The sequence below is a fragment of the Mycolicibacterium wolinskyi str. Jessa 2025 genome, from assembly GCF_049241375.1.
Classification (GTDB): Bacteria; Actinomycetota; Actinomycetes; order Mycobacteriales; family Mycobacteriaceae; genus Mycobacterium; species Mycobacterium wolinskyi.
Genome location: NZ_CP185960.1, coordinates 2,606,993 through 2,633,509, shown reverse-complemented (window position 1 = coordinate 2,633,509; position 26,517 = coordinate 2,606,993). Strand labels below are relative to the sequence as shown.

The window sequence follows — 26,517 nt, the reverse complement described above, 5'->3', positions numbered from 1 at the left end:
TACGTCATTGCGCTTGGCTCACCGACGACATGTGGAAATCGGGGATGCGCAGGGTCGGCATCGATGCCCGTGTCGCCCAGTCGCCCCATTCGCGTGGCAGGGTGACGTCGCTGATGCCGGCCTCGGTGGCCCGGCGCAGCAGGTCCAGCGGACTCTCGTTGAACCGGAAGTTGTTGACCGCGCCGGTCACCTCACCGTCTTCGATGAGGTACACGCCGTCGCGTGTCAGCCCGGTCAGCAACAGAACCGTGGGATCCACCTCGCGGATGTACCACAGCGTCGTCAGCAGCAGCCCGCGCTCGGTGCCGGCGATCATGTCGGCCAATTCGGCTGTGCCGCCGGTCATCAGGAGATTGTCGGCGGGAGCGGCCACCGGCGCGCCGTACTCGGCGGCCACCGCGCGCGGGTAGGCCAACGCGTTGACCACGCCGTCGCGGATCCAGTCGACCCGGTCGATGTCCATGCCGTTGTCGAAGATCGACACCCGCTCCGATGAGGTCGGGACCGCGACGAACGGCTGGCACGCCAAGGATTGCGCGTACGGATCGGAGTACAGCGTCAGCCCGAGGTCGGTGAGCTTCTCCCCCACCCGTGTTCCGCCCGGCGCCGACAGCGCGGTCCGGCCTTCCTGCGCGCCGCGGCCGTCCATGGTCCAGGCCAGATAGATTATCATGTCCGCGACGGTCGACGGCGGCATGATCGTTTCGTACCGCCCGGCCGGGAGCTCGACGGTCCGCTCGGCCCAACCGAGCCGCAGCGACAGATCGTCGAGCAGCGAATCGACCCGGACATCAACGAAATCGGGTGTGCTCACCCCGGCCCAGGCGCTGGCGCCGTTGCGTTTGGCGTTGATCTCGACCGAGCCGGTCGGCTGGCTGTAGCGTCGCCGCAAGCCGCTCGACGTCGCCACGAACGTCGTCTCCAGCACATGCCGGGCATACCCGTAGAGCTGGTCGGAACCGCGGAAACCCTTCGCCAGGTCGCCGGCGATTCCGGAGAACACCTGCGAACCCGTGCCGGGTACCGGTGCGTCCCAATCCGCCGGCCCGGCGTCGGCCGGCAGCGGCGGCGCGGCGTCGCGGGCTTCCGGCGCCGCAAGCGCGGCTTGTCGGGCGGCGGCGACGAGCTCGGGGATCACCGCGGGATCGACCTCGCTGGAACGCACCGATCCGACGTGAGCCTTCTCGCCTTGACGCACAATCGAAATCACGGTCGTCGTCCGGCTCACGGTCTCGCCGTTGGTGGTCATCGAATTGCCGGCCCAGCGCAGCGACGCGTCCGCGCGATCGGTGACCAGCACGACGGTTTCCGCGCCGGGCCCGGCCGCATCCAGTGCGATGTCGACAACCTGCTGCGCGTCGATCATCGGCCGCCCTCCGTCCGGGTGTTGAGCACGTTGACGCCGCGGAAGAGTGCGCTCGGGCAGCCGTGGCTCACCGGCGCCACCTGGCCGGGTTGGGCCTTGCCACAGTTGAACGCTCCGCCGAGCCGCCAGGTCGACGGCCCGCCGACGGCCTCCATGGAACCCCAGAAGTCGGTCGTGGTGGCTTGGTAGGCGACATCGCGCACCTGCCCGTCGAGGCGGCCGTCGCGAATCCGGTAGAAGCGCTGTCCGGTGAACTGGAAGTTGTACCGCTGCATGTCGATCGACCAGGATTTGTCGCCGACGATGTAGAGCCCGTCGGCGACCCGGGAAATCAGGTCCTCGGTGCTCAGATCGTCCGGCCCGGGCTGCAGGGAGACGTTGGCCATCCGCTGAATCGGCACGTGGTGTGGGGAGTCCGCGTACGAGCAGCCGTTGGAGCGGGCCTCGCCCAGTCGCGGTGCGAACACCCGATCCAATTGGTAGCCGACAAAGATGCCGTCACGCACCAGATCCCAGCTCTGCGCCCGCACGCCCTCGTCGTCGAATCCGACTGTGGCCAAGCCAAACTCGACGGTGCGGTCGGCGGTCACGTTCATCACCTCCGAGCCGTACCGCATGGTGCCGAGCTTGTCCGGCGTCGCGAACGACGTTCCGGCGTAGGCGGCCTCGTAGCCGATCGCGCGGTCGTATTCGGTGGCATGGCCGATGGATTCGTGAATCGTCAGCCACAAGTTGGACGGGTCGATCACCAGGTCGGTCGGACCGGCCACCACCGACGGCGCCTTGGTCTTCTCGGCCAGCAGCGACGGCAGTTCGGCCAACTCCGAGGTCCAGTCCCAGACGCCATCACCCGCGACCGCCTCCCAACCCCGCGCGGTCGGCGGCGCGAGCGTGCGCATGGTTTCGAAACTGCCTGCCGAGGAGTCGACCGACACCGCCTCGAGGGTCGGCAGTACCCGCACCCGCTGCTGGGTGATCGAGGATCCGAACGTGTCGGCGTAGAACGTCTGCTCCTTGACCGCGTGCATGCCTGCCGAGACGTGGTCGACGCCGTCGGCGGCCAGCAGCCGTCCGGAGTAGTCGTCGAGGACCGCGATCTTGTCGGCGGCCGCCACGGTGAACGGGTCAATGCCGTAGTCGGACACCCACGTCACGTCGGTGTAGACCGGTTCGGGCGCGAGCTCGATCCGCTCGCCGTTCAGCTGCGACAGCGTCGTCGCGACCTCGACCGCACGCCGCGCGGTCGCCGCGGCCACGGTCGCGTCCAGTTCGGCATGAGAGGCGAACCCCCACGTTCCGTCGACGATCACCCGCACGGCCAGGCCGATCTCACGAGTGATCACCGATGTCTCCAGCTCACCGTCGCGAAGCTGGATGAGTTCGGTGGTGATGCGGTGAATCCGCAGATCGGCGTAGCTGGCGCCGGCGGCGACGGCCGCGGACAGTGCCGCGTCAGCCAACTCGAACCGGGGCAGGCCGAGGAAGTCGGCGTCCACTTGTCGCTGAGCTGTCACGCCTCCCCACACTAAACGGTGCGATCAGGTCAGCGTCACAACGACAACGGCCGGAAGCCGTCCGATGAGGACTTGCTTCCGGCCGTCGGTGGTTGTGTTCAGTTCGTGCCGGCCTCACCCGCGGTCTGGACGAGCGTGGCCGACGGGGCGGACCCGCCCAGCTGGCGCGCCACGAAATCGGCTGCCTGGACGGCCATCCCATTGACCTTGTAGGAGCTGTGCGCCCCGCGGTCCAGGCCGCCGGGGAAGCACACCGGGTCGCCGGTCGCACACAGCTGAATGGTCTTGGCGGTGTAGGGAGCTCCGATGGTGATGGGCGGCGCGTTGCGGTCGGCCAGGCTCAGGAACCAGCCGTCGGGTGTTCCGAACAGGGCCACGGCCGCAACGTGGGAGGCAACCTCAGCAGGCATGGGGCCGGACAGCCCGGCAGGCAGCACGTACCCGGCGGGCACACTGCTGGACGTGGTGTATCCGGCGACGGCGGCGCCCTGCGAGTACCCGCCGAGCACGATCTTGGTGTCGGGGCAGCTTGCCGCGATCGACTGGATCCTGTTGCTGGCGTCGACGATCCCGTCGACGGCCTGTCCGAAGTTCAGCGATGCGGGGTAGTTCACCCCGTAGACGTCGACGGATTTCCCGGGCAGTTGCGCGGTGAGCGCGTCGACGAACGCCTGGCCGGTCGCCCCGACGCCGGGGGCTTCGTTGGTGCCGCGGGCAAAGACGACTTCGACGTCGGCACACGCGTCGGCGGCGGCATTCGCGGTCGCGACCGGGCCGGCCAACGTGCCGACGACGATCGCGGCCGCGGCAAGGACGGTGAAGAGGGTGGACTTCGCCACCTTGGTGACAACAGTGCTCATGAGTACTCGCCCGTCCTTCGGTTCCGTTCGCCATCGCCTTGATGTGGTAGTGGCAACTACTTGCAACAAGTCGAACGAAGGCGCGGACGATTCCGGTCAGTCAAGTGATGTACGCCACCCGAGCAAATCGGCATCGGCGGGATTGCCGGGACGGATACAGGCGTTGGTTAATCGACTGATCGCCGCCTCGGCAGGTCGATGCAGACTTGACCATGCCGCTACGTCCGAGTGTTTCATCGCAGTCGTGACTGCTGACGACACGACGTTGACCGATTCCGATTACGCACGTGCCGAACAGATGTTGGCTCCGTACCGGGCGCGGCGAGTGCCGGGCAGTTCGCTCGATCCGCAGTGGTTGTCCGATGGTGCCCGCTTCTGGTACCGGGTCGGCGCTCGCTACATCGTGGTGAATCCCGATGACGGCAGCCGACGCGACGCGTTCCACCACGACAGGTTGGCAGCGGAGCTGTCCGAAACGTCCGGCCACGCCGTCACCGGGAGCGACCTGCCGATCGCCGGCGTGGAGATCCGCGACGACGACACCGTGCGGTTCACCGCATTCGACAAGCAGTGGGACTGGTCAGACGATTCAGGCCTGACCGAGCGAGCTGACGCGCAGCCGGTGCCTGGTGAGGTGCCGTCACCGGACGAGGCGTGGGTCGCGTTTCGGCGCGACGGCAACATCTGGGTGCGGCCGCGCAGCGGTGGCGAGGAGTTCGCACTGACGGACGACGCCGAGCCACAGTTCGACTACGGCGGCCTACCCGACACCACCGGGGCGCGAGCATTGACGCGGGTGCTCGGCCTGCCGCCACCGTCGATCTTCCACTGGTCACCGGATTCGACCCGAATCCTGGCGCAGCGCATCGATCAACGCGACCTTCCGGAGTTGGTTCTCGTCGAGTCCTCACCTGCCGACGGCAGCCGCCCGAAGGAACACCGCACCCGCTACACGATGCCCGGTGACGCGGCGGTCGCGACGATGACGTGGAACGTCCTCGATGTGAACCAGCGCAAGGTGATTCGCCAGCAGGACGAGCCGTTCGTGATCATGCACAACACGGCGTTGGTGTACGCGTGGTGGACGGGGAAAGCGGACGAAAAGGTGTATTTCCTACACCACTCCCGGGACGCCCGCACCCTCGAGCTGCGTCGCCTCGACCCGGCGACCGGCGCAACGACGACATTGATCAGCGAAACGGGCGAGACACGCGTCGACCCCGCCGTGCAGCTCGGCGACCCGCAGATGGTGCACGTCTTGGAGTCCGGCGAGATCGTGTGGTGGTCGCAGCGCGATGGTTGGGGCCACCTCTACCTGTACTCGGCCGACGGACAGCAGGTCACCCGGATCACCCAGGGGCAGTGGCTCGTCCGCTCGCTGCTGTGGGTCGACGAGGATCGCAGGCAGGTGTTCTTCCTGGCCGGCGGCCTCAACGAGGAAGACCCGTATCTCCGGCAGATCGGCCGGATCAATCTCGACGGTTCCGGATTCACCCGGCTCACCGACGACGAGCTCGACCACGACGCGGTGAGTCCGCCTGCGGGCGGCTATCTCGTGGACCGGGCGTCGTCGTCGAGCCTGCCACCGCGTTCCGTCGTTCTCGACGGTGACGGGCAGGTACTGGTGGAGCTCGAGTCACCGGACACCGATGCGTTGGAAACCCTCGGCTGGCGACCACCGGAACGGTTCCGCACGACGGCCGCCGACGGACGAACACCGATCTACGGACTGCTGTGGCGCCCCCACGGATTCGACCCGCAGCGACGCTACCCGATCATCGAACACATCTACCCGGGGCCCCAGATCTATCGCGCCGGACCGTCGTTCGACCCGCCCCACCAGGGCGAGCCGGAAGCCTTCGCCGCGCTGGGCTTTGCGGTGGTCGCGATCGACGGACGCGGTACCGCGGGGCGCGACAAGTCCTTTCACGATCATTCCTACGGCGACCTCGGCAACGCCGGCGCCCTGGATGACCACGTCGCCGCGATCCGCGAACTGGGGCACCGCTATCCCTGGCTCGACACCGGTCGGGTCGGGATCACCGGACAGTCCGCCGGTGCGTTCGCCGCCGCCCGCGCCCTGCTGATGTACCCCGACTTCTACAACGTGGCGGTCGCCACGTCAGGAAATCACGACAATGCCGTCAACCTGGCGATGTGGGCCGAGCACTACCACGGTGACATCAGCGCTGAGGGCAAGCAGGCAATCTCCAACTCCGCTTTGGCCGCCAACCTGAACGGAAAGCTGCTCCTCATCCACGGCGAGCTCGACGACAATGCGCACCCGTACATGACACTGCGGCTGGTGGATGCACTGATCAAGGCGGACAAGGACTTCGACCTCATTCTGATTCCCGGAGCCGAACACGCCCTGATCGGCCGCCAGCACTACTTCCTGCGGCGAACCTGGGACTATTTCGTGCGACACCTTCATGGCACCGAACCACCGAGTTACCGCCTGTCACCACTGCCGCTGCCGTCACTCGGCGGCTGAGGCGCGCAGGATCTCGCCAGCCCGGCGCAACACATCCAGCTGTGCAGTGTTGTACAGGTCTGCCATCGCACCGCTGATCGTCCTGTCCGCGAAGCGTTTTCCACGTGGGGCGTCGGATCGGGACTCGGCAAGCCCTGGATGAGCCTGGTTCACTGCCCGGATGTAGGGGGCGAGACGTTCCGCGAGATCGTTCCGCGTCGCCTCGTCGGCGTCGACGGGCAGGTTGTCGAACTCTGCCGACGCGGGATCGTCGGGCGCGTCCCTCATCATGTCGGCGTAGACCCGCATCCCGCGGGGACCAAGAACCCGGCTCAGCACTACGACGAGAGAGCGATCGGCGTCGGTCATCTTGGCCGCGGCCGCCGGCGGGACGAAGTCGTGCGGCAGGTCGGTCGGCGCCGAGTGTTCCAACAGGAGGGCGAGTTCCTGGCGGGCCCGCTGCAATCGTTCGATCGTGGCGCCGAGCTCGGCGTCGAGCTCCCGTAGCGCCTGCTCGGGGTGGTCGTCGGAATCACCCATCGCCGCGATCTGCGGAAGCGAAAAGCCCAGCTCGGTCAGCCTTTTGATGCGCACCAACCGGACCAGATGCGCGACGCCGTACTGCTTGTAGCCGTTGGCACGACGCTCAGGCTCGGCAAGCAGACCGACGGCGTGATAGTGCCGCACGGCGCGCAAGCTGATGCCCGCGAGTTCGGCAATTTCACGGGTACTCCAAGCCACGATCCCCTACTGTGCCACGGCGCGGTTTGACTATGCCGTTACGTCCGGGTGTGCCATGGACAAATGCCAACGCCTGAGCTCGACCTCTACCCCGACGAGGGTGAGCCCGTCACCGGCGAACCGACCGAAGAACAGACGCCGACCCTGCTCGAGCGCATGGGCGGCGTATCCGGGCTGGTTCATGCCAGCGTGCCCACGTTCGCGTACGTGATCGCGAACGCAGTCGCGGGATTGAGCGCGGCGGTCCTGGTCGCCGTCGGCACCAGCATCGGTCTGATCGCACTCAGGCTCGTGCGCAAGGAACCCCTTCAGCCGGCCATTTCAGGACTGCTCGGTGTCGTCATCGCCGCACTGATCGCCTATTACACCGGATCCGCTGACAACTACTTCCTGCCCGGTATCTGGATCAGCCTGGCGATGGCCGCCGCGTTCACACTGTCGGTCCTGGTCAGGCGCCCGCTCATCGGGGTGATCTGGAACCTGATGCGCACAAGCGGTCCCGACCCGTCATGGCGTGCCGACAAGGTGACGCTCCACGCATTCGACGTTGCGACGCTGGTGTTCGTGGCCGTGTTCGCGGCGAGATTCATTGTCCAACAATGGCTCTACGATGGCGGTTTCACCGGGTGGCTGGCGTTCGCGCGGATCGCCATGGGCTATCCGCTCCTCGGCGTGGCACTGCTGGTGACGTATTGGGCTGTTCGCCGTACAAACCGGCGGCTCGGCGACGAACCCGACCGGCGCACGGGCTAGCGCGTTTCCCCCGGCGGCTGTCCGCCGCCGATCCACAACCGTTTACCCCAGGCAGCGCCATATTTTTGATTAGTTAGCCTATCTTACTGTAAGATTTCGTGGGCCCGCCGGCGGTCCGGCCGTTGCGCTCTGGTTCACACCAAATCTTCGAAGGGGGTCAGCGTCATGTCCGTGCAGATGATCGAACGCCCGGCACCGCCGAAGGGCGGAGGTCTGCTGATCGCGGTTCTGGCCGCGGCAGGCATCGCGGTGTCGCTCATGCAGACGCTCGTGGTGCCGCTGGTCCCCCAGTTGCCCGAGCTGCTCGGCACGACGCCGGCCAATGCGTCGTGGGCGGTCACCGCCACACTGCTCACCGGCGCCGTAGCCACCCCGATGTTCGGCCGGCTCGGAGACATGTTCGGGCCCAAGCGAATTCTCGTCGCGTGCGCGGTGATCCTCACGGTGGGATCGGTGATCGCCGCCATGACGAGCTCACTCGCCCCACTCGTGATCGGCCGCGCGCTGCAGGGCTTCGGCGCACCCGTGATTCCGCTCGGCATCAGCGTGCTGAGGGCGGCGCTTCCCGCCGACCGCGTGGGTGGCGCGATGGGGATGGTGAGCGCCTCGCTCGGCGTCGGCGGCGCACTCGGCCTGCCGATGTCCGCGGTCATCGCCGAGCACCTGAGCTGGCACGCATTGTTCTGGTGCGCCGCGGTTCTCGGACTGATGTCATGCATCCTGTTCGCGACCCTCGTCCCCGACATCGTGCCGTCGGCGTCGATGGGCCGTTTCGACGTCCTCGGCGCGCTCGGCCTGAGCGCGGCCCTCCTTTTGCTCCTGTTGCCGATCTCCAAGGGCGCCAGCTGGGGGTGGACCAGCCCGATGACACTGGGTCTGCTGATCGGATCCGTCGTCGTCTTCGTGGCGTTCGGCTGGTGGCAGTATCGTGCGCCCACACCGCTCGTCGATATGCGCACCACACTCAAACGACCGGTGCTGTTGACCAACCTCGCATCCATCGCAGTCGGCTTCGGCATGTTCGGCACGAGTCTGCTTGGTCCACAACTGCTCCAGATGCCCACGATGACCGGCTACGGCCTGGGGCAGTCGATGGTGATGGCCGGACTGTGGATGGCGCCCGGCGGCTTGGCGATGATGGCCACGTCCCCGATCGCCGGCCGCGTCATTGCGGCACGCGGACCGCGGTTCACGCTGATCCTCGGAGCAGTCATCATCGCCGTGGGTTACCTGGGCGGCACGCAGTTGCTCGGCTCGCCGGCAGGCATTCTCGTCTTTGGCGTCGTCTGCAGCACCGGTGTCGGCTTCGCGTTCGCCGCTCTGCCGACACTGATCAACTCCTCGGTGCCCGTGTCGGAAACCGCGGCCGCCAACGGCATCAACTCGCTCGCGCGATCACTGGGCACCTCGACATCCAGTGCGGTCACGAGCGCGGTCCTTGCACAGATGACCGTCGTGGTCGCCGGACACGCCTTCCCAACACTCACCGCGTTCCGAACCGCCATGGTGATCGCCGGGTGCGCCGCGCTCGTCGCCGCGGTCATCGCGATGACGATCCCGACGTCGGTTCCCGCGCCTGCGCCGTCCACGGTCGAACCCGTGCTAGCGCCCGTACCCACCCGCCGCAGGGCACAACGACTCGAGAACGTGCTGACCGCACTCGGACGCCAGGCGGCGGTCGCGCTGCAGATCCCCTCGACGCCGTATCGCCTCGACCGCGGCGATTACGTCATCGCCTCTTACCTCGGCGCCGACCGGCCGCTGACGTTGGACGAGTTGGCGCGCGAGGTGGACAGTCCGACCACGGCAGTCGACGAACGGATCTCCACGCTGATCCGGGACGGCATGGTGAGCCGGCTACCGGACACCGATCAAGCCGCTCCCCCGCGATTCGCCCTCACGTCGAGTGGTCGTTCGACCTTCGAACGCCAGCGGTCACTGAACATATCGAGGCTGGAGTCCATCGTGTCCCGTTGGGACGACGGCGATGTCGCCGCCCTCATCGGATACCTCGGTCGGCTGTCCGACGGAATCGACGAGGAATTGCGCCGCCAGAATGCCGTTGCGCCCGACACAGCGCCCCATACAGCGCCCCACGGGACGTCACCACATGCCCCCACCACGCCGATTCGGACGGCACGCCCGCCACGTCCCCAACATCCGACCCGGCCCGCGCCACGCTCACTCCGGGATCGCTGGAGTGTTCCGAATCGCCGGGGATGATCTCGGAGCCCAGACAGAATCGCTACTGCGGCAAAGCCGTCCGTGACTAGCACGGCTGGGCTGACGTTTCGGACACGGAACGGCGGTAACAGTCCGTGTCGCGAACGTGATCGCACGGGACGATTCGGGTTCAGCGGCCGCGGTGGGGTCCACTTCGACGTCATCGCCACTGACGGAACCGGACTGATCTCGGCGGGTCATCTGCAAGCCGGCCGCGAGGGGCCACTCGCCATCGGAACTCAGCGAAGACACAGAAAGACCACGCAGACAGTGATATCCACGCACGAGCACCAAACAGACCCGCGCGGTATCGATCTCCAGCGCCTCGTCGACAGTTGGATTCTGCGCCGGCTACCACCATTACTAGCCGGTGATATCCGGTCCGCATTCGCGATGACAGAGCCGACGTGGCCCCCTCGGATGCCACCAACATCGCAACCCGATGAACCCCAACGCGCGCGTCTTCATCGTTATGGGCAAGACGGATCCCGCCGCCGCACGGCACCGCCAGCAGTCGATGATCTTGGTTCCCAGAGAAACTCGGGGGTAACGGGTGTTCAGAGGTGGACAGTCGCGTTGCCGCCCTTGCGCTTCGCGTGGAACATCGCGCGGTCGGCTCGTTCGATCATGCCGTCGAGCCATGCTGCGGAGGTGGTTCCTGACATTGCGAGGTGACCGGCTTCGCTGATGGTGATGCCGACGCTGGCGGTCACCGGATGTTCGGCCGGTGCGCAGATCGCGTACCGGACGGTGTCCAAGTCACTTCGATCGCGGCGGCTGGATTCGGCGCGATCGACGATGACGAACTCCTCGCCGCCGATTCGTGCCACCAGCGCGCTGCCCCGGACCGTGGATTTGATCCGTCGTGCACAGCGGACCAGGACCTCGTCGCCAACCGTGTGGCCGAAGGTGTCGTTGATGTCTTTGAAGCGGTCCAGGTCGACGACCATCACGGTGAACTCGGTGCGGGGAGTGGCGTCGCGTAACAGTTCGCCGATGTGCAAGTGCAGACCTCGTCGGTTGAGCAGTCCGGTCAGCGCGTCGGTGACCGACTCGTTGGCGTCCGTGCGCAAGGCCCAGATTCCGAACTGAATGCCCAGAGGTGTCGCGAGCACTGGGGCAACCGCGGTGAGTGTGCTGGCTGTGAATGTGGTCGTGTCGAAGTTCGCATGGCCGGCGGCTCGCACGGCGAATGCCGTTGTTGCCAGCAGGATCCATGTCAGATGGCCGGCAAGGGCTTTGGGGCCGTCGAAGAACATCAGGTAGATCGAGATCATCGTGAACGCGTTGAACCCGAATAAGCCCAGCAGCCAACTCGAGTCCGCTATCGCTGTGATGGCGATTCCGATGTCGGCAGTGATGACGAAGGCCAGCGATGTCCGGCGTGATGGCCATGGGCGAACGCACCACGCCACTCCCCAGCCGATCTGCAGCAAGCCGAAGATCGCGACTACAACAGCTGACGCGCGCGTCGTTGCGAACGGCGTCAGAATCCCAAGGCAGATCACGCCGTTGAACGCGGTGCCAAAGCCGATGAGTGTCCGGATTGCCTCGTACATGGACCGTTTGGCGAAGTATTGCACCTGCGCTGGGTAGTCGACCGGCTCACGCCACCAGTCTCGGAGCAGTCCGACGAACCCTGCGTAGTTCCCCGAATTCTCCAGCAATCCGTACTCCCGTGTGCGTACCGTCAAAAAGCCTGATTGAATGGAACTGCCGCGCATCCCGCAGAACTGCAGCAATCAATCGATGACATTATCCGAATTGCCGAAATGGTCAATATGCAGCCGTCTCCGATCTCTTGAGGCGGATCGGTCGCATGATTGCTGCGTATCGGTTCAGCGACCCGGAGTAGCGCTTGCTGCCGCCGAGCCAGGCGTCCTGATCGTCGGCCAGATGGTGCGGGAGCGTCAGTGTTTCCTATTCTCACCACGAGCTCTGCCGACCCTACTTCGTGCCGTCCTGACCGACGGACCACCACTGACGCCACTCCGCATCGGGCTCCAGCGAGACCGGCTCGCAATGGGCAGATGAGGTGAAGCCCGCGTGGCCGCTCGACACCACGACCCGCTTTAATGGCCCGATGGCCACCTCGCGTGTCCGGACGACGGCATTGGGGTACGCGCTTGTCGCGCCCAGCCTGTTCGGTGTCGTGACATTTCTCTTGCTGCCCATGTTGGTGGTGGCGTGGTTGAGCCTGCACCGGTGGGATCTACTCGGCCCGATCGAGTATGTGGGACTGAACAATTGGGGCTCGGTTCTCACCGACTCGTCGTTTGCGACTTCGCTCGTGGTCACGCTGCTGTTCATCATCTTGGTGGTGCCGACGCAGACCGTCCTCGGCCTGGTCGCGGCAAGCATGCTGGCTCGCGGGCTTCCCGGAACCGGATTCTTCCGCACGGTGTACGTGTTGCCGTGGATCTGTGCGCCGCTGGCCATCGCCGTGTTGTGGCGCTGGATCCTGGCGCCGACCGACGGTGCGCTCAGCACGGTGCTCGACACCCGCATCGAATGGCTCACCGACCCGGGCCTGGCGTTGCCCGCGGTGTCAGCGGTCGTCATCTGGACCAATGTCGGCTACGTGACACTGTTCTTCCTGGCCGGCATCCTCAACATCCCCGCCGACATCCACAACGCCGCGCGCACCGACGGCGCCGGCTCGTGGCAGCGGTTTCGCCACATCACGCTGCCGATGTTGCGCCCCACGATGTTCTTCGTTCTCGTCACCGGAATCGTCAGCGCCGCCCAGGTATTCGACACCGTGTATGCCCTGACCGCGGGTGGCCCGCAGGGTCGCACCGACCTCATCGCACACCGCATCTACGCCGAGGCGTTCGGTGCGGCCGCGGTCGGACGCGCCGCCGTCATGGCCATCGTGTTGTTCGTGCTACTGGTCGGCGTCCGATCGTCCAGCACCTCTACTTTCGTCGCAGGATCAGCTATGACCTCACGTAACGTCCTCGTCTACGTCGGGCTGCTGCTTGGTGCGGTGATCACACTGCTGCCGTTCGGATTGGGGTTGCTGACGTCGTTCACGTCAGCCGAGCAGTTCGCCACCGAATCGCCGCTGTCGCTGCCGAAGCCGCCGACTTGGGAGAATTACCTCGGGCTGGCGGATGCCGGATTCGGCCGGGCTATCGCCGTAACTGCCGTGGTGACCTCGGTCATTCTGCTCGGCCAGCTGGTGTTCTCCGTGCTCGCCGCGTATGCCTTTGCCCGCCTGCGCTTTCCGGGACGCGACGTGCTGTTCTGGGTATTCGTCGCGACGCTGATGGTGCCCGCCACGGTGACGGTGGTGCCGCTCTATCTGATGATGGCCGAGGCGGGGCTGCGCAACACGTTCTGGGCGCTGGTGCTGCCGTTCATGTTCGGCTCGCCGTACGCGATCTTCCTGCTGCGCGAGTATTTCCGGTCCATTCCCGGTGACCTCATCAACGCCGCCCGACTCGACGGCGCGAACACCCTCGACGTGATCACCCACGTGGTGGTGCCGGCGAGCCGGCCGATCCTGGTGACGCTGGCGTTGATCACCGTGGTGAGTCAGTGGAACAACTTCTTGTGGCCGTTGGTGATTACGAGCGGGAGCAAGTGGCAGGTGCTGACCGTGGCGACCGCCGGACTGCAGACGCAGTACAACGCGCAGTGGACGCTCGTGATGGCGGCGACGACGGTGGCGATCGTCCCGCTGATCGTGTTGTTCGTGGCGTTGTCGCGCAACATCGTCCGCTCGATCGTCGTGACGGGCATCAAATGAGACGATCCACGCAACTCGCCGCCGGCCTTGCGCTCACCATGGCCCTGCTCCTGGTGGCGGCGATGCTGCTGGGCCGCGACACCGAACCGTCGGGCAAGACCGTGGTGACCGTGCGGCTGTGGGATCCGCAGGTCGCGGCGGCCTACCGGGAGTCCTTCGACGCGTTCAGCGCGGAGCATCCCGACATCGAGGTGCGCGTCAACACCGTCGCGTATTCGACGTACTTCGACACGCTGCGCACCGATGTGGCCGGCGGCAGCGCCGACGACATCTTCTGGATCTCCAACGCCTACTTCGCGGGGTATGCCGACAACGGCCGACTGCTCGATATCGGAAAACTCCTCGGGCCGAACGTCGCCCGGGCGTGGGAGCCGTCGGTCGTCAATCAATTCACCCGCAACGGCACGCTGTGGGGCGTACCGCAACTGACCGATGCCGGCATCGCGGTCTACTTCAATGCCGATCTGCTCGACGCCGCCGGCGTCGGCCTAGCCGAGCTGCCGACGCTGCGTTGGTCCAACGGTCCGGACGACACGTTGCGGCGGCTGCTGGCGCGGCTCACCGTCGACCAGGCCGGCCGCACGGCGGTGACCCCCGGCTTCGACGCGAACCGGATTCGGCAGTGGGGATACAACGCCGCCAACGATTTACAGGGCATCTATCTCAACTACATCGGCTCCGCGGGCGGGATCTTCGCGATCGGTGACCGGTTCGCGTTCAACAACCCGCAATCCGTCGAAGCGTTCGAGTACCTGGTGCGGCTGATCAACGACGACCACGTCGCGCCGCCGGCATCCGACACCAACAACAACGGGGACTTCTCCCGCAACGCATTCCTGCAGGGCCGCATGGCGTTGTTCCAGTCCGGCACCTACAACTTGGCCGCCATCGCCGACCAGGCCCGCTTTCGATGGGGCGTGGTGATGCTGCCCGCCGGGCCGAAGGGCCGCGTCAGCGTCACGAACGGCATTGCCGCAGCGGCCAATCCGGCCACCCGACATCCGGACGCGGTACGCGAGGTGCTGGCGTGGATGGGCAGCAAGCGAGGCAACGAATTCCTGGGAGTGCGTGGCGCCGCGATCCCGGCCGTGCTGGCCGCCCAGCCCGTGTACCACGATTACTGGAAGGCGCGGGGCGTCGACGTCAGCCCGTTCTTCCGGGTGCTGCGCGGGCCCCGCATCCCCGCACCGGGCGGGGCCGGATTCCCGGCGGGCTATGAGGCCATCAAGCCGTACTTCGACGAGATGTTCCTGGGACGCGGCGACGTCGCGACCACCCTGGCCGATGCGCAGTGGGCCGCGAACGCCGCGGCGTCGCGATAGCGCTCGCCGATTCAACCCGCAGCTCACAGCTAATCGGTACTGTGGCCTGGTGTTCAAGCACGCCAGCGCATCCCGCCGCATGAGCTTGATAGTGGCAATGCTTGCGGTTGCAATGTTCGCAGCAGCCTGCAGTGCCGGCCCGCTCGGCGATTCGACTCGGCCGCAGGCACCCCAATCCGAAGCGGGCTATGCGCCGGCGCCGGCCGCACCCCCGCCGACGGGTGGCGGCCCGGGTTTGAAGGAGGCGCCGCAGCCCGCTGATTCCAACCGCGACGTCGTCAAGACCGCGTCGATGACCATCACCGCCGCGAATACCACCGACTCGGCCGACAAGGCCGTGTCGATCACCACCGACGCAGGCGGGCGCGTGGACAGCCGGTCCGAGGACGCCGGAACCAGTTCGGGCCGGGCCCGCATCGCCCTCGTACTGCGCGTGCCCGTGGCCAAGCTCGACGCCACGCTCGACGAGTTCAAGAAGCTCGGCACCGTCGACACCGTGGAGATCCGGGCCGAGGACGTGACGTCGCAACGGGTCGACCTCGATGCCCGCATCACCGCATTGCAGACCTCGGTCGACCGCTTGCTGGGAATCATGCGCGATGCCAGGGATCCCGATGCACTCATCAAAGCCGAGGAGGCCTTGTCGCAGCGGCAAGCCGACCTCGACAGCCTGCGGGCACAGCGCAAGCAGTTGGGCGATCAGATCGACTACAGCACAGTGAATCTTGAGTTGATCGCCGAGCAGGTCGGTGGCCCCACCGAGCAGTACCACGGGTTCTTCGGTCAGGTCGAACGCGGCTGGGACGGGCTCGTCGCGGTGGCCTCCGGCGCGGTGATGTTGTTCGGCCTGATGCTTCCGTGGCTTGTCGCGCTCGTCGTGGTCGGCGCCATCGGCTATGCCGTCATCCGGTTGGTGACGTCGCGGCGGGGCTGACTAGCCGCCGCGACGCGGCAGGCTCGTGCCCAACACTGTCAGCTCCAACGCGAGCGCGGTGCCGCACACCACCGCGAGTATCGCGAACGCGACCCAGTCGCGGGACTTCGGTCGCGACGGCGCAGCCGAGATCTGACCTGCACCACCACGCGCGGTGATGGCATCGCCCATCTCGTCGGCGCGCCGAAGCGCCACTGTGACAGCGGCGGCCAGCAGGTCGACGAGATCGGACACCAACCGCCGGATACGCCCGCGGAACGTCTCGGCGCGTTCCTTGGGCCGCAACCGTCGCGCGGCATACAGCGTGCGGAACTCGTCGATGAGCATCGGGAAGGCCCGCAGCGCCAGGGCGATGGTCACGGCCCAATCGTCGACCGGAATCCGGAACACCCGTAACGGCCGCCCCAAAGTCGCCACCGCGGGCGCGATATCGGCGACGTTGGTGGTCCACGACACGAGCGCCCCGAGCCCGATCAGCACGAAGGCGAGCGCGGTCAGGCGCAGGAAGTTCACCAGACCGCCGAGCCCGATCTCGATCGAGCCGACATCGATGACCGGGGCGCCGCCGGCGAACGTCGCGGTCAGCGCGCCCAACGCGATCACGATCCACAACCACACGGGAATCGTGGGCACCGCACCACGCGGGATATGGGCCAACCGGGCGATCACCAAGGCAAGCAACGCGACGAACCCGATGGGCACCCAGCCGGGGTAGAACGTCAGCAACACCCCGATGACGGCGACACCCAGCAGTTTGGTGCCCGCCCACAGTTGGTGGACGACGCTGTTGCCCGGCACCGGGCGCAGCAGCACAACGGGTTTGCGTTGTCCGCGGGTCGGTGCCGTCATAGCGCACCACCAGCCGCGGTCGGTGCGAGCGCGAGCGCGCCGTCGCGAAGGTGCAGTGTGCGCGGACACAGCCCTTCCAAGCCGGAGAAATCGTGGGAGATCACGACGACCGTGAGCCCACTGGTGCGCCGTAGGTCCTCCAGCAGCCGCAAGAGACCGCGTTGGCTGGCGGCATCCAGGCCGGCCAGCGGCTCGTCGAGGATCAGTGCGCGGGGTGAGCGGGCCAGCAGCCCGGCCAGCACGACGCGACGCATCTGGCCGCCCGAGAGTTGGTCGATGCGGCGCTTGCCGAGCGCCGGGTCCAGCCCGACGGATGCCAACGCTGCGGCGACGCGGTCGTGCTCCTGCACGGAGAACCCGGCAGCTGACGCGATCTCGCGTTCGACACTGCTGCGCATCAGCTGCAGCCGCGCCGCTTGGAACGACAGCGCCACCGCGCCCACCTGTTCGGACACCGGGGCACCGTCGAGCAGACAGGCGCCGTAGGTCGGGACGGTGAGCCCGGCCATGATCCACGCCAGGGTGGATTTGCCGGAACCGTTGAGTCCGTGAATGAGGACGCCGTCGCCCTCGTTCACGGTGAACGTGATGTCGTGCAGAGCCGTCTTGGCCCACGGCGTTCCACTCGCGTATTCGTGGCCGACGGCGGTGAGTTCCAATACGGGCTCGCCCGGGTGGTGAGCGGCCATCGACCCGACCGGCACCGCTGAACTCTGCACCATGTCGGTGTTGTCGGCAGTGCCGCCGTTTCCGCTCAGGTTGACCGTGCGATCGGCGGTCTGGGCTTCGTCGTTGTAGTGCGTGATATGCACGAGCGACATCTGGTGATGGTCGGTCAACCCGGACAGGACGTTCATCAGCGTTTCGCGGCCCTGCTGATCGACCATGCTCGTGATCTCGTCGGCGATCAGCAGCGAGGGCTCGCGTGCGAGCGCGCCCGCAACCGCCAGACGTTGCAGTTCGCCGCCCGACAGGCCGCCGGTGTCGCGCTCGGCGAGCCCGGCCAGACCGACCTCGGACAGCAGCCGGTCGACATCGGTCGTCGTCCCCGGTGGCAGGCCCCACACGACGTCGTCGGCCACCCTGCTGCCCAACACCTGACTCTCGGGGTGCTGCATGACCACCGCGGTACCGCCGATGCGGCCGAGACCCACCGCCCCCGGCCGCTCGACCGTCCCGGATGACGGGTCGCGTCCCGCGAGGACCAGCATCAGCGTGGTCTTGCCGGAACCGTTCGGTCCGGTCACTGCGACATGCTCACCCGGTTGCAGTTCCATCGACACCGGGCCGAGCGCGTCGTGGTCGACGCCCGGGTACCGGAAACGGACGTCGGTGAGCCGCGCCGGTACCGGGCCGATCGGCTGCTCGGCGGTGTCGGCGTCGAGTTTGTGCACGTCGGGCACACCGGCGAGCCGGGTGAGCACGCGCGACAGCGCCCACCAGCCGATGAGGCTGACGAAGGTGATGCTCTGGATGCCGATGGCCAGGAACAGCAGCGGCCAGTAGTCGAGCAGCGTCGCGAAGCCGTTCTTGAGTGGCTCGGCCAGCACGTCCAACACCGGGATACGGGCGAGCACCGCGGCGAGACCGTCGATGTTGGCGGTCATCGAGTCGAAGATCAGAGTGCGGAGTCGCGACAGCAGGGTCAGCGCGAGCACCGCGGCGGCGCCGAAGATCGCGCCCGCGACGACGGCGACAGCGAGCACGGTGGGGGTGCCGCGACCTCGGCGTTTGACGACACCGGTCAAACCGCCGATGTAGGCACAGTTGATGACGGTCATCATGCCGCCCATGCCCGCGATCAAGAACGCGATGGTGGCACCGGCGACGGTCGCCGCGACCAGCACCCGCAGTCGGTACCGGTAGGCCAGCAGCCCCATCGGCACCGTGCCGAGCAGTGACACACCGCGCGCGAACGGCACGATAACGGCGATGATCGCGGTCGCCGCACACAGCGCGGCCATGACTGCTGCCTGCGCGAGTTCACCGGGATTCATTCCGCGCCGAGGCGCACTCACCGGTGGTTTCGCGGTCATTGCTCGATTCTGCCAGGAGGTAAGACGAGGCTTACCCGGCCGTGGTGTGACGGCCGACACGACCGTGCACTGCATAGCAAATCTATGTAATATGGCGACATGCCGACAGCGAGCACCGAGAATGTCACCGTGACTGACGAAACCGAACTCGGCGCAGACCTGCTGTCGGTTGTCGCCCGCCTCAACCGGCTGGCGACCCAGCGCACCCGGCTACCGCTGCCGTGGGCGCAGGCCCGGCTGCTGTCCACGATCGAGGACCAGGGTGAGGCGCGGATCTCCGACCTCGCTCTGCTCGATCACTGCTCTCAGCCGACCATGACCACGCAGGTGCGCCGGTTGGAGGACGCCGGCCTGGTGTCTCGCACCGCCGACCCGGGCGATGCACGCGCAGTGCTCATCCGGATCACCGACAAAGGCAGGCAGACCCTCAACCAGGCGCGGGCCGACCGCGCCGCCGCGATCAACCCGCGGCTCGAGCGGTTGGACGCCGAAGACCGCCAGACCCTGGCCGATGCCGTCCAGGTCATCCGTCGGCTGTTGGCCGATGTCGCGGAGCACCCCGACAACTAGTTAGGAGCCCTTGCCCTTATGTGGCGCCAACCCAAAGCCGTTTGGGCCGTTGCCTTCGCGTCCGTCGTCGCCTTCATGGGCATCGGACTCGTCGACCCCATCCTCAAACCGATCGCCGACAACCTCAACGCATCGCCGTCCCAGGTCTCGTTGCTGTTCACCAGCTACATGGCCGTCATGGGGATCGCGATGCTGATCACCGGCGTGGTGTCGAGCCGCATCGGACCGAAACGGACCCTGCTGCTCGGCTTGGTGGTGATCATCGCGGGCGCCGGCCTGGCCGGTATGAGCGACACCGTGATGGAGATCGTCGGCTGGCGCGCACTGTGGGGCCTGGGTAACGCGTTGTTCATCGCGACCGCGCTGGCCACCATCGTCAACTCGGCGAAAGGGTCTGTGGCACAAGCGATCATCCTGTACGAGGCCGCCCTGGGTCTCGGTATCGCGATCGGCCCGCTGGTCGGCGGGGTACTGGGTTCCATCTCGTGGCGCGGCCCGTTCTTCGGTGTGTCGGCACTCATGGCCTTCGCACTCGTGATCACCGCGTTCCTGCTGCCCGCCACGCCACGCGCCGAACGGGCGACCACGCTCCTCGACCCGTTCCGCGCACTGCGCCACCGCGGGCTGCTCGGCGTCGCCGTCACCGCACTGCTCTACAACTTCGGCTTCTTCACGCTGCTGGCGTTCACGCCGTTTCCCCTCGACATGACCGCACACCAGATCGGGCTGATCTTCTTCGGCTGGGGTGTGGCGCTGGCCTTCACCTCGGTGGTGGTCGCGCCGCGGCTGCAGCGCCGCTTCGGCACTGTCCCGACGCTGATCGTCAACCTGCTCGCGATGACCGCGACCCTGGTGGTGATGGCGCTCGGCACCGACTCCAAGGCCATTCTCGCGACGTGCGTGGTGGCCGCGGGCCTGTTCATCGGTATCAACAACACGCTGATCACCGAGACCGTGATGAAGGCCGCCCCGGTCGAACGCGGCGTGGCCTCCGCGGCCTACAGCTTCCTGCGGTTCAGCGGCGCCGCCGTCGCGCCGTGGCTGGCCGGAGTTCTCGGTGAGCAGGTCAGCGTGCACCTGCCGTACTGGGTCGGCGCGGCAGCCGTGCTGCTGGGTGCGGGCGTACTGTTCGCGACGCGTAAACACCTGACGGGCATCGACGTCGAGGAAGACGAACTCGACGAGCTCACCGACGAGGCGACTGCCGTCACGGTGGGCAGCGACAGCTAGCGGCTTCTTGCCGGGCACGGCGGGCGGCCGAGCGGTGTGTCGTTCGGCCCGCCTGCGAGCGACAATGTCGCTGAAATCGCCTCTCATGCAACACTATTCACCCCGGTCCCACAGCTCCGACAACACTTGACACTCAGGCCCCGCCTGCCTCATGCGAACCGCAATTTCCTGTGCCCGCATATCAGCGACAAAGTCGCTGGTATGCGGGCACGAAACCACTGGTGCCGAAGTGACACGGCAGTGTTGTTGTGTTGCAAGTGATTCGGCAACCTGGGACGGAAGCGGCCGGTGAGACGTACGAGGCGGTTTCCGCGACATTGTCGCTAATAGCCGGGCAGGGCGACCAACCGTCGTCGACCGCCCTCACCGGCTCGCAACAACCATTCACATCGCGAACAGCAGAAACTGCGTGATCTGAGTCGGCGAGAAGTTGTCGTCGCTCACCATGATCACCGACTGGCGTCCGTCGGAAAGCTTGGGGCCCAGTGTGATTCCCTCGATGTTGTCCAGCGGGGTGAGCCCGGGCGTGTTGGTCAGATCGGCAAGCAACGTCTTGGTCAATTGCCCAGAGCCCTCGGTGACGCCCGCCCGGTAGACGCGCACCGCGACGTGGGTGCCGTAGCCGCGCTCGACGACCAGGAACGTCCCGTCGTCGAGCGCGACGAGATCGGACAAGCCGTTGTCGCCGCCCGGCCCGGCGCTGACCGCGTCGAGCGGATAGGTGTATTCGCGATCGGCCGCACCGGTGTCGACGTCGTAGCGGGTGATGCGGGTGATCGCACCGTGCTGCTCGTCGGGCAGGGCGCCGTCCTGGTAGACCGGTCCCTCCATCGCGGCCCACAGATACCGGCCGTCCGGGGTGAGCGAAAGCCCTTCCAGCGCACGGTTCTGCCTGGCGCCGCGGTCGGGGGCCGACATCTTCAGCGGGTCCGGCAGGGCGAACTCCCCGAGGTAGGTGCCGTCGAGGCCCGCGATGCGCACCCACGGATCGAGCTGGACACCTCCGTCGCCGCGCTCGCCCTCGCTGGTCCAATACAGCCGGCCGCGGCGGGCATCGTATGCGATGCCCTCGGGGTCCGGCGGCACCACGGGCGGGCGGGCTTCGGCGTCCAGCGGCGCGAACGGCTTACCGTGTGAGTCCAGCCAAGGATGTGTACCGACGAAGTCGACGCGTTCGATGCCGTTGTCCGACAGCGCAATCTGTGCCGTGTAAAAGCGGGCCGGGTTTTTCGCGGAGCGGTCGTCGCTGACGATGTAGTAGAGCCCGGCCCCGGCGTCGTAGCTGATTCCGGACAATCCGCCGATGACGGTACCGTCCAGCGTCGCGCCCGGCGCGATACGTTGCTGGCCCAGGTACTCGAAACCCGGTGCAGCACCGGCATCGGCATCGCAGCCGGTCAACAGGAGCACGACGGCGAGCAGTGTTCGACGCAGCATCACGTCGTGACAGTACCCACCAAAGTGCCGACGACGTAGGTCGCGGCGATCGCGATCGTGCCGAACATCAACTGCCGCAGTGCCGCTGACCACACCGGCTTCCTGGTGAACCGGGCCGCCACACCACCGGCGATCAGCAGGCCCACCCCGCCGCAGGCCAGCCCGGCCCACAGTGATTCGAAGGCAAGCAGATACGGGATCAACGGGATGATCGCGCCGATCGCGAACATCAGGAAAGACGACACCGCCGCCGTGACCGGTGAGGGCTTCTCCCGCGGATCGACGCCCAACTCCTGCACCAGGTGGAAGTTGAGGGCGCGGTTCTCGTCGCGGTGGATCTCGTCGGTGGCTTTCTGCGCGGTGGGCTCGGTCATCCCCATCGCCACCAGCATGCCGACCAGTTCGGCCTTCTCCGCCTGGGGTTGCTTATGGAACGAACGGCGTTCGACCCGAACCTCGGAGTCGATCTGCTCGTTGGCCGTGGTCACCGACGTGTACTCGCCGAGTGCCATGGAGAACGCCCCGGCCAGCAGGCCCGCCACGCCGCTGAGCACAACGGTCTGCGCGCTGGCGCTCGCGGCCACACCGGCGATCAGCGCGGTGTTGCTGACCAGGCCGTCCATGGCGCCGAACGTCGCGGCGCGCAACCAGCCGCCCGTCACGTCGGCGTGTTTGTGGTCGATGGTGTGAGGCATTCCGGTGGGCGACAACGGCCCGGGCCGATCGGTCATATCCCGATTCAACGCCCACGCGATTCCACCGTTCCACTCAGGTTTACCTGCGTCGGCGGGTGCACGCGTTACCGTCAGGTATGACCTCCACTGCCGAACATCTGCGCAACACGCTGGACGGCCGCTGGCGTGACGTCAAGAACGCCATGCGGACCAACCTGTCGAACGAGATATTCCGGCCGCACTACACGCCCAATACGGTCATCGCCAGGGCGAAGGTGGGCGAGCAACTCAAGATCATGGCCGCGGCGGGCGCAGCCGAGGACGGGTTCCGCAAGGAGCACGGCGGCAACGGCAACGTCGGCGCGGCCATCACCCAGATCGAGATGCTCGCCATGTCGGATCTGTCCCTCATGGTCAAGGCCGGCGTGCAGTGGGGGCTGTTCGGCGGCGCCATCGAGAACCTCGGCACCGAGCGACATCACAAGGCCTACGTGCGCAAGCTCATCGACCTCGACCTGCTCGGCTGTTTCGCGATGACCGAGACCGGCCACGGCAGCGACGTGCAGTCCCTGGAAACCACCGCGACCTACGATGCGGCCACCCAGGAGTTCGTGATCCACTCCCCGACCCCGACGGCGCGCAAGGACTACATCGGCGGTGCCGCCGAAACTGCCAGGGTTGCAGCGGTTTTCGCGCAGTTGATCACCCCCGACGGCGTCAATCACGGTGTGCATTGCCTGGTGGTGCCGATCCGCGACGAGATGGGCAACGACATGCCCGGCGTCACGACCTCCGACTGCCACTACAAGGGTGGGCTGCCCGGCGTCGACAACGGCCGCATCGTGTTCGACAACGTTCGGGTGCCCCGGGAGAACCTGCTCAACCGCTACGCCGACGTCTCCCCCGACGGCACCTACAGCTCGCCGATCGAGAACCCCGGCCGGCGGTTCTTCACCATGCTCGGGACCTTGATCCGCGGTCGCGTCACGGTCGGCGGCAGCGCGGCGGCCGCAGCTCGCGTCGCCCTCGACATCGCCACCCGGTATGCGTTGGAACGCAAGCAGTTCAGTGCACCCGACGGCGAGGACGAGGTGCTCATCATGGATTACCTCGTGCACCAGCGCCGGCTGATTCCGCTGATCGCCAAGTCCTACGCGCTGCAATTCGCGCAGAACGAGCTCGTCGCGAAATGCCATGAGCTGCAGACCTCCGACAACCCCGACCCGGAGGAACAGCGGGAATTGGAGGCACGAGCCGCCGGGCTCAAGGCCGCCAACACCTGGCATGCCAGCAAGGCCATCCAGGAGGCCCGCGAAGCCTGCGGTGGCGCAGGCTATCTCGCCGAGAACCGGTTGATCGCGCTGCGCGCCGACACCGACGTGTTCACGACCTTCGAGGGCGACAACCATGTGCTGACGCAGCTCGTGGCCAAAGAGTTGTTGACGGCCTACGCCGACGACATCAAGGGCATGAGCCCGGTCGAATGGGTGCGCTTCGCGGCGAACTTCGCCGGCGAGCGGGTGCTCAAGCGCACCGCGGCCGAGACGATCATGCAGACGATCCTCGACAGTCGCCAGGACAACGAAGAAGAGGGCAGCCTGTTCAACCGCGGGACGCAGGTCAAGATGTTCGAGGACCGCGAGGCGTACATGCTGGCGTCAGTGGCACGACGGCTCCAGGGCAAGGCCAAGGAGATGTCGGCGTTCGACGCGTTCAACGCCGTCCAGGACCACGTGCTGCACGCGGCGACGGCCCACATCGACCGAATCGTGTTGGAAGCGTTCGTCGCAGGCATCGACGCGTGCGAGGACGACACGGCCCGCGAGTTGCTGAACGACGTGTGTGATCTGTACGCGCTGTCGGTGATCGAAGACGACAAGGCCTGGTTCATCGAGCACCGCTACCTGTCCACCGAACGCGCCAAGGCCGTCACAAGGGGTATCAACGAGCGGTGCCGCAGCCTGCGGCCGCACATCGAGACGCTCGTCGACGGGTTCGGCATTCCCGAGCAACTGCGCTACGCCGCGATGCTCGACCCCGACGAGCTGCTCAACGGTTAGGGCTTGGGGATCGGGTCGACGGCAACCAGCTTGCCGTCGTCCCCGATCCGGAACCGCACGGTCGCGATGCCGGTCGGCGCCTTCGGTGAATCCTGGCCCTGCTGCCACTGGTAATTCACGATGACCGAGTCGTCGGCGTTGGTTACGACGTTGATGTAGGGCCGCGGCTCGGGCGTGGCAGGGCCCAATGGAGTCTGACGGTCGAAGAACAGCAGCTGGCCCGGGCTGTTCGGCTCGGGGTTGGTCTGGCCGACCTGCACCCAGTACAGCCGGCAGTTGCTGGTGTGGCCTTCGTTGACCTTGGTCCACTCCGAACCGGCCTTGGGCGCGGGCAGCTTGGCGATCTCCTGAGCGACCGTGTCGGCGGCCGGGCCGTCGGCCGGCGTGCACGTGTCGGGCTTGGGCGGCGGTGCCGAAGGTGGACTCCACCCGCAGCCCACAGCAAGGAAACCCAGGGACAGCAGCACCGCGCTCAGCCGGGACAACCGCATGCCACCGAGCTTACGGGGCAGGCCCGCGGGACCGCCGCAACGCGCCGTCCGACCGACAATCTCAATTGTCTTTCTCCACTTCGGCGCAATTCCCAATTCACTGAATTCGCATGTACATGAATTCCGGCGCCGTCGCCGATATGAATGGCGCAGCATTCAACGTGGCCGGTCACAACCTCGCCACAGCACTTCATCTGCAAATCAGAAAATCTTTCCGGGTGCGCCGACAACAACGCGGCCGGAGGCCGAATATTGCGCCGAAGCGAAAAATGCCCGCTGTTATCATTTCCGGCTATGGAACTGCGGCAGCTGGAGTACTTCGTCGCTGTCGCGGAGGAGGAGAGCTTCACCAAGGCGGCGGCCCGGTTGCACATCGCGCAGTCCGGGATCAGCGCGCAAATCCTGCAGCTGGAACGCGAACTGGGTCAGCGGTTGTTCGACCGCAACCGGCGCGCCGTCCGGCTCACCGAGGTGGGCACCGCGGTGTTGAAGCATGCGCGACTCGCGTTGGCGGCAGCCGAGGACGCCCGGCAGATCGCCGACGAGTACGGCGATGCGTTACGCGGACACGTCAGCGTCGGGCTGGCGGCGTCGTCGTCGTACGCGTTCGATCTCGCGGACATGCTCGCGAGGTTCCACCGCGATCACCCGTTGGTCGAGATATCTCTGCAGGAGACCGGTAGTGACGAACTCGTGGCGGGGCTGCTCGCCGGCCGTCAGGACGCGGCCATCATCGCACCGCCCGCCGTGGTGCCCCCGGATCTCGGGCTGCAACTGGTCGCCGACGAACCGCTCGTCGCGGCGGTGAGTCCGGACCACCCACTGGCCACCGCCACCGACATCACCCTCGATGACCTGAGCGGGTGCCAGCTGATCACCTTCTCCCCGATGGTCGGCACGCGCAGCACCATCGACGCCACGCTCGCTGCTGCGGGAATCGAGGCGCACATCGGCATCGAAGCGGGTGATCCGAGCGTCTTGGCCGAGCTTGCCGTGGGAGGCCTGGGAGTCGCCCTGGTTCCCGAGCCGTACGCCCGGGCGCGCGACGGCCAACTGCGCGTTCTGCCGATCACGGACGTGCAGCTGCGAGGATCCCTTGCGCTGGCGTGGAATAACGCAAGACAGCCCACACCCAGTGCGCGGCGGTTGATCGATTACGCCAGGCAGTCGCTGTCAGCCAAGTACGGCCTGTCAGGCTGATCACGTAACGCTACAGTGACTGCGCTGACA

20 protein-coding genes and 2 pseudogenes are annotated in these 26,517 nt (G+C 66.7%); 12 read left to right on the top strand and 10 right to left on the bottom strand.

What is annotated here, in order from left to right:
• Positions 1-4: 4 nt before the first annotated feature.
• The 3 genes from ACOI2T_RS13000 to ACOI2T_RS12990 all read right to left on the bottom strand — a co-directional run bounded on the left by ACOI2T_RS13000 (position 5) and on the right by ACOI2T_RS12990 (position 3,740).
• Complete coding sequence (locus ACOI2T_RS13000) at positions 5-1,366, bottom strand: metallopeptidase TldD-related protein (RefSeq protein WP_409501514.1); 1,362 nt, start codon at positions 1,364-1,366, stop codon at positions 5-7.
• Positions 1,363-2,880 carry a TldD/PmbA family protein gene (locus tag ACOI2T_RS12995; protein ID WP_409501513.1) on the bottom strand — a complete coding sequence of 506 codons (1,518 nt, stop codon included), beginning with the start codon at positions 2,878-2,880 and terminating at the stop codon, positions 1,363-1,365. Before ACOI2T_RS12995 ends, ACOI2T_RS13000 begins: the two co-directional genes overlap by 4 nt.
• 98 nt (positions 2,881-2,978) lie before the next feature.
• Positions 2,979-3,740, bottom strand: coding sequence for a cutinase family protein (locus ACOI2T_RS12990; protein WP_409501512.1), 762 nt, complete (start codon positions 3,738-3,740; stop codon positions 2,979-2,981).
• 298 nt (positions 3,741-4,038) lie between these two features.
• Between ACOI2T_RS12990 and ACOI2T_RS12985 the strand changes: the two genes are divergently transcribed.
• Positions 4,039-6,234: a S9 family peptidase gene (locus ACOI2T_RS12985; RefSeq protein ID WP_409501898.1), complete on the top strand. Its 2,196-nt coding sequence runs from the start codon at positions 4,039-4,041 to the stop codon at positions 6,232-6,234.
• Here the strand turns inward: ACOI2T_RS12985 and ACOI2T_RS12980 are convergent.
• Entirely contained in the window at positions 6,220-6,954 is a 735-nt protein-coding gene (locus ACOI2T_RS12980) for a MerR family transcriptional regulator (protein WP_067852118.1), read from the bottom strand. The two genes, ACOI2T_RS12985 and ACOI2T_RS12980, sit on opposite strands and share 15 nt — an antisense overlap.
• Positions 6,955-7,017: 63 nt before the next feature.
• Here ACOI2T_RS12980 and ACOI2T_RS12975 point away from each other — a divergent pair, with 63 nt between their 5' ends.
• The 3 genes and pseudogenes from ACOI2T_RS12975 to ACOI2T_RS12965 form a co-directional block, all read left to right on the top strand.
• Complete coding sequence (locus ACOI2T_RS12975; protein ID WP_409501511.1) at positions 7,018-7,707, top strand: DUF3159 domain-containing protein; 690 nt, start codon at positions 7,018-7,020, stop codon at positions 7,705-7,707.
• Between the two features lie 165 nt (positions 7,708-7,872).
• The gene (locus ACOI2T_RS12970) at positions 7,873-9,930 is read left to right on the top strand and encodes an MFS transporter (protein ID WP_409501510.1); all 2,058 of its coding nucleotides are present in this window, start codon (positions 7,873-7,875) and stop codon (positions 9,928-9,930) included.
• A 351-nt stretch (positions 9,931-10,281) separates the two neighbouring features.
• A pseudogene (locus ACOI2T_RS12965) lies at positions 10,282-10,477 on the top strand (acyl-CoA dehydrogenase); the annotation flags it as partial.
• Between the two features lie 10 nt (positions 10,478-10,487).
• Here the strand turns inward: ACOI2T_RS12965 and ACOI2T_RS12960 are convergent.
• Entirely contained in the window at positions 10,488-11,624 is a 1,137-nt protein-coding gene (locus ACOI2T_RS12960) for a GGDEF domain-containing protein (RefSeq protein WP_409501509.1), read from the bottom strand.
• A gap of 389 nt (positions 11,625-12,013) precedes the next feature.
• On the opposite strand from ACOI2T_RS12960, the pseudogene ACOI2T_RS12955 reads away from it, so the two are divergent.
• From ACOI2T_RS12955 to ACOI2T_RS12940, 4 genes and pseudogenes are all read left to right on the top strand, one after another.
• Positions 12,014-12,885 (top strand): annotated as a pseudogene (locus ACOI2T_RS12955) (carbohydrate ABC transporter permease).
• Positions 12,872-13,684: a carbohydrate ABC transporter permease gene (locus ACOI2T_RS12950; RefSeq protein WP_409501508.1), complete on the top strand. Its 813-nt coding sequence runs from the start codon at positions 12,872-12,874 to the stop codon at positions 13,682-13,684. Before ACOI2T_RS12955 ends, ACOI2T_RS12950 begins: the two are co-directional and overlap by 14 nt.
• The gene (locus ACOI2T_RS12945; RefSeq protein WP_409501507.1) at positions 13,681-15,006 is read left to right on the top strand and encodes an ABC transporter substrate-binding protein; all 1,326 of its coding nucleotides are present in this window, start codon (positions 13,681-13,683) and stop codon (positions 15,004-15,006) included. The genes ACOI2T_RS12950 and ACOI2T_RS12945 overlap by 4 nt, the downstream gene beginning before the upstream one ends.
• Positions 15,007-15,118: 112 nt before the next feature.
• Complete coding sequence (locus tag ACOI2T_RS12940; RefSeq protein WP_409501506.1) at positions 15,119-15,940, top strand: DUF4349 domain-containing protein; 822 nt, start codon at positions 15,119-15,121, stop codon at positions 15,938-15,940.
• Here the strand turns inward: ACOI2T_RS12940 and ACOI2T_RS12935 are convergent, their stop codons facing one another.
• A complete protein-coding gene (locus ACOI2T_RS12935; RefSeq protein WP_409501505.1) occupies positions 15,941-16,789 on the bottom strand; it encodes a CbiQ family ECF transporter T component in 849 nt (282 codons plus the stop codon). It abuts the gene before it with no gap.
• Entirely contained in the window at positions 16,786-18,825 is a 2,040-nt protein-coding gene (locus ACOI2T_RS12930) for an ABC transporter ATP-binding protein (RefSeq protein ID WP_409501504.1), read from the bottom strand. The genes ACOI2T_RS12935 and ACOI2T_RS12930 overlap by 4 nt, the downstream gene beginning before the upstream one ends.
• Positions 18,826-18,924: 99 nt before the next feature.
• On the opposite strand from ACOI2T_RS12930, the gene ACOI2T_RS12925 reads away from it, so the two are divergent.
• Entirely contained in the window at positions 18,925-19,395 is a 471-nt protein-coding gene (locus tag ACOI2T_RS12925; RefSeq protein ID WP_409501503.1) for a MarR family winged helix-turn-helix transcriptional regulator, read from the top strand.
• Between the two features lie 18 nt (positions 19,396-19,413).
• Positions 19,414-20,625: an MFS transporter gene (locus tag ACOI2T_RS12920; protein WP_409501502.1), complete on the top strand. Its 1,212-nt coding sequence runs from the start codon at positions 19,414-19,416 to the stop codon at positions 20,623-20,625.
• A gap of 384 nt (positions 20,626-21,009) precedes the next feature.
• On the opposite strand, the gene ACOI2T_RS12915 is transcribed toward ACOI2T_RS12920, so the two are convergent.
• Positions 21,010-22,062 carry an esterase-like activity of phytase family protein gene (locus tag ACOI2T_RS12915; protein ID WP_409501897.1) on the bottom strand — a complete coding sequence of 351 codons (1,053 nt, stop codon included), beginning with the start codon at positions 22,060-22,062 and terminating at the stop codon, positions 21,010-21,012.
• Complete coding sequence (locus ACOI2T_RS12910) at positions 22,062-22,793, bottom strand: VIT1/CCC1 transporter family protein (RefSeq protein WP_067852094.1); 732 nt, start codon at positions 22,791-22,793, stop codon at positions 22,062-22,064. Before ACOI2T_RS12910 ends, ACOI2T_RS12915 begins: the two co-directional genes overlap by 1 nt.
• Positions 22,794-22,873: 80 nt before the next feature.
• Between ACOI2T_RS12910 and ACOI2T_RS12905 the strand changes: the two genes are divergently transcribed.
• The gene (locus ACOI2T_RS12905; RefSeq protein ID WP_409501501.1) at positions 22,874-24,796 is read left to right on the top strand and encodes an acyl-CoA dehydrogenase family protein; all 1,923 of its coding nucleotides are present in this window, start codon (positions 22,874-22,876) and stop codon (positions 24,794-24,796) included.
• Here the strand turns inward: ACOI2T_RS12905 and ACOI2T_RS12900 are convergent.
• On the bottom strand, positions 24,793-25,287 hold the full coding sequence (locus ACOI2T_RS12900) for an LppP/LprE family lipoprotein (protein ID WP_409501500.1): 495 nt from the start codon (positions 25,285-25,287) through the stop codon (positions 24,793-24,795). The genes ACOI2T_RS12905 and ACOI2T_RS12900 overlap by 4 nt on opposite strands.
• Before the next feature lie 294 nt (positions 25,288-25,581).
• Here ACOI2T_RS12900 and ACOI2T_RS12895 point away from each other — a divergent pair, with 294 nt between their 5' ends.
• On the top strand, positions 25,582-26,487 hold the full coding sequence (locus ACOI2T_RS12895; protein ID WP_409501499.1) for a LysR family transcriptional regulator: 906 nt from the start codon (positions 25,582-25,584) through the stop codon (positions 26,485-26,487).
• Positions 26,488-26,517: the final 30 nt, after the last annotated feature.